The 2,855-nt window shown below is 64.0% G+C and carries 3 protein-coding genes; all 3 read right to left on the reverse strand.

The features are described 5' to 3' along the window. Positions 1 to 362, reverse strand: a 362-nt coding sequence (locus tag PF446_RS13100) for a gamma-glutamyl-gamma-aminobutyrate hydrolase family protein (RefSeq protein WP_298072323.1), incomplete at its 3' end; no start/stop codon positions are given. 134 nt (positions 363 to 496) lie between these two features. Next, positions 497 to 1,954: an IMP dehydrogenase gene (gene guaB / locus PF446_RS13105; protein ID WP_298072325.1), complete on the reverse strand. Its 1,458-nt coding sequence runs from the start codon at positions 1,952 to 1,954 to the stop codon at positions 497 to 499. 81 nt (positions 1,955 to 2,035) lie between these two features. Then, positions 2,036 to 2,855 (reverse strand): bifunctional methylenetetrahydrofolate dehydrogenase/methenyltetrahydrofolate cyclohydrolase FolD (gene folD / locus PF446_RS13110; protein WP_298072327.1); only part of this gene is annotated, 820 nt, incomplete at its 5' end.

Below are 2,855 nucleotides of genomic sequence, written 5' to 3' on the forward strand. Positions count from 1 at the left end.
AACAGGCGGCTCGGTGACACGATGTCGACTGTGGCATGGCCAAACTCACGCGCATCAGCAGCTTCGGTCGAACCACCCAGCTGTGCGGCCAGGGTCTGCATGCCGTAACAGATGCCGAGAATGGGCACTCCGGCATCGAACACCTGCTGTGGCGCGTTGGGTGCCCCTTGCAGCGTCGTCGACTCGGGGCCGCCGGACAGAATGATGCCCTTGGCGCCAAAGGCGGCAATCTCGCTGGGGTCGTGATCCCACGCCCAGATCTCGCAGTAGACACCGATTTCGCGAATGCGGCGGGCGATCAGCTGGGTGTACTGCGCGCCGAAATCGAGAATCAGGATCTTGTCGCTGTGGATATTGGTCATGAGGTGGCCGTAAATCGAAAAGCAAAGATGGGGAATGACGGCGGCGCTACGCTGCGTGTTCGCCGTACGAAGGGCGCCAGTCCGGGAGCGCCACGTTTGTCAGCGCCCGGACCAGATGCCCTTTGTTCCCTTGATCAGGAATTCAGCCGGTAATTCGGCGCTTCCTTGGTGATCTGGATATCGTGCGGGTGGGCTTCGGTGACGCCGGCGCCGGTCACCTTGACGAACTGCGCCTTGTGGCGGACGTCCTCGATGTTGGCAGCACCCACGTAGCCCATCGACGCCCGCAGGCCGCCAATCAGCTGATGGATGATGTTGCGCAGCGGACCGCGATACGGCACCCGGCCTTCGATTCCTTCGGGTACCAGCTTGTCGGCATCGGCCTCTTCCTGGAAATAGCGATCCTTGGACCCCAAGGCCATCGCACCGATCGAGCCCATGCCGCGGTAGCTCTTGTACGAGCGGCCCTGGAACAGCTCCACTTCACCGGGCGACTCCTCGGTGCCGGCAAACATCGAGCCGAGCATCACGGTCGACGCGCCGGCGGCCAGCGCCTTGGGGATGTCACCGGAGTAGCGGATGCCACCATCGGCGATGATCGGAATTTCGTCCTTCAGCGCGGTGGCCACCATGTCGATCGCCGTGATCTGGGGTACGCCAACGCCAGCCACCACGCGGGTGGTGCAGATCGATCCGGGGCCGACGCCGACCTTGACCGCATCCACGCCCACGTCGAGCAACGCACGCGCCGCTTCACCGGTGACGATGTTGCCGGCGATCAGCTCCACCTGCGGATAGTTTTTCTTGACCCAGGCGACGCGATCGATCACGCCTTGCGAATGGCCGTGCGCGGTATCGACCACCAGCACGTCGACGCCGGCTTCGACCAGCGCGGCCACGCGATGTTCGGTGTCGCCACCGACACCGACGGCGGCGCCGACCAGCAGGGCTTCCTGCTTGTCTTTCGCGGCATGCGGGTTATCGCGTGCCTTCTGGATGTCCTTGACCGTGATCAGGCCGCGCAGCTGGAACTCGTCGTTGACCACCAGCACCTTCTCGATGCGGTGCTTGTGCAGCAGTTGCAGCACGTTGTCGTGGTCGGCACCTTCCTGCACGGTGACCAACTTTTCCTGGCGGGTCATGATGTTTCTGACCGGGTCGTCGAGCTTGCGTTCGAAACGCAGGTCACGGCTGGTCACGATGCCGACCAGACGGGTGCCATCCACCACCGGGACACCCGAGATGTTGTGTGCGTGGGTGAGCCGCAAGACCTCGCGAATCGAGGTGTCCGGGGTCACGGTGATCGGGCTGCGGATGACTCCGGCCTCGAACTTCTTCACCAGACGCACTTCGGCAGCCTGCTGCTCGACCGTCATGTTCTTGTGCAGGATGCCGATGCCGCCGTTCTGCGCCATGGTGATGGCGAGGCGGGCTTCGGTGACGGTGTCCATGGCAGCGGACACGATCGGAATGTTCAGTCTCAGATTACGCGTGAACCGGGTTGAGGTATCCACATCACGCGGCAACACGATGGAATGGCCAGGAACAAGGTAGACGTCGTCGTAGGTCAGGGCCTCGGCGAGGATGCGCATGCGAAAAGTCCCGCTGCAAAGAGGGAATTATACGCGGCCTGCCCCGGGGCTCGCCAGCCGTCCAGCTGAATGTTGGTGGTATCAGCGTGCGTTTTGATGCAGCGCGCTTGCCTCGGCTGCTTCCAGTGCGTTTTCCATCAGCGTGGCGACCGTCATCGGGCCGACGCCACCGGGCACCGGCGTGATCCAGCTGGCACGTTCCGCCGCCGTGTCGAACTCCACGTCACCGACCAGACGGCCATCATCCAGCCGGTTGATGCCCACGTCGATCACCACGGCGCCCGGCTTGATCCATTCGCCCTTGACCAGGCCGGCCCTGCCCACGGCGACGATGACGATGTCGGCCTGGCTGACGTAGTTGCGCAGGTCGCGGGTGAAGCGATGGCAGCAGGTCGTGGTGCAGCCAGCGACCATCAGCTCAAGCACCAGCGGACGACCGACATGGTTTGACACCCCCACCACCACCGCATGCTGGCCGCGCACCGGGCGATCGGTATGTCCCAGCAAGGTCATGACACCCTTGGGCGTGCACGGGCGCAGGCCGAAACGGCGCAACGCGAGACGGCCGACGTTCACCGCCTGAAAGCCATCCACATCTTTGGTCGGGTCGATCCGGTCCACCAGCGCATCTTCGTCGATGTGCCCGGGCAGCGGTGACTGCACCAGGATGCCGTGCACCTCAGGATCGCCGTTCAGGCGATCGATCAGGTCGAACAAGGCCTGCTGGGTGGTGGTCGCCGGAAGGTCGTAATCGAACGAGCGAAAGCCCACCTGATGGCAGGCCTTGCGCTTGTTGCGCACATACACGGACGATGCCGCGTCGCTGCCCACCAGCACGACCGCCAGTCCGGGGGCCGACAAGCCCTTTGCGGTGCGATCGGACACCCGCAGGCGCACGCGC

The organism is Oleiagrimonas sp. (assembly GCF_027858935.1).
GTDB lineage: Bacteria > Pseudomonadota > Gammaproteobacteria > Xanthomonadales > Rhodanobacteraceae > Oleiagrimonas.